The sequence below is a fragment of the Streptomyces sp. 7-21 genome, assembly GCF_016741785.1.
Classification (GTDB): domain Bacteria; phylum Actinomycetota; class Actinomycetes; order Streptomycetales; family Streptomycetaceae; genus Streptomyces.
In genome coordinates this window covers 1-581 of the sequence record NZ_JAERRL010000048.1, presented here as the reverse complement: position 1 = coordinate 581, position 581 = coordinate 1, and the positions used below count along the sequence as shown (strand labels likewise).

Below are 581 nucleotides of genomic sequence, written 5' to 3'. Positions count from 1 at the left end.
CGGTTGAGGAGGATTGCGGTGGTCAGGCCGGTGAGGAGGACGGCGGCGGCGAGGGTGAGGAGGAGAGTGGCGGTGGTGTTGCTGCCGCTGGTGTCTTCGCTGGTGTCGTCTGCCGCTGCCTGGTCGTCGGTGTCGGTGTCTCCGGCTGGTGGTGGGGTGTTGTCGTGGGGTGTGGGGGTGGGGTTGGGTTCGGTGGAGGGTGGTGGGTCGATGAGGCTTTCCCAGGCGGCGAAGAGGGGGTTGGTGTCGGGGTCGCCGGGGTCGCCTTGGTTGTCGAGGATGATGCGGTCGGGGCGGACCATGCCGTAGCCGACCTGGTCGTTGCGTTCGCCGTCGCCGGGTCCGTCGGCGGTGGTGATCAGGGCGTTGAGGACCTGGTTCTTGGTCCACTCCGGATGCGCCGCCCACACCAGCGCAGCAGACGCAGAAACCAAGGCCGTGGCGCTGCTGGTGCCGCCGTCTTCGAAGATGCACGGGTCGCGCTGGGTATCCCAGTCGCAGTGTCCAGGCGTGTTTTCTCCCGGACCGGCCAGGGCGACCTGGGGACCGTAGGTGGAGTACGGCTCCCGCTGACCGCTGCT

Annotated in this window: 1 protein-coding gene; it reads right to left on the bottom strand. The window is 68.5% G+C overall.

The features are described 5' to 3' along the window. The coding region (locus JK356_RS21515) for a S8 family serine peptidase (RefSeq protein ID WP_201870353.1) at window positions 1-581 on the bottom strand (581 nt) is incomplete at both ends.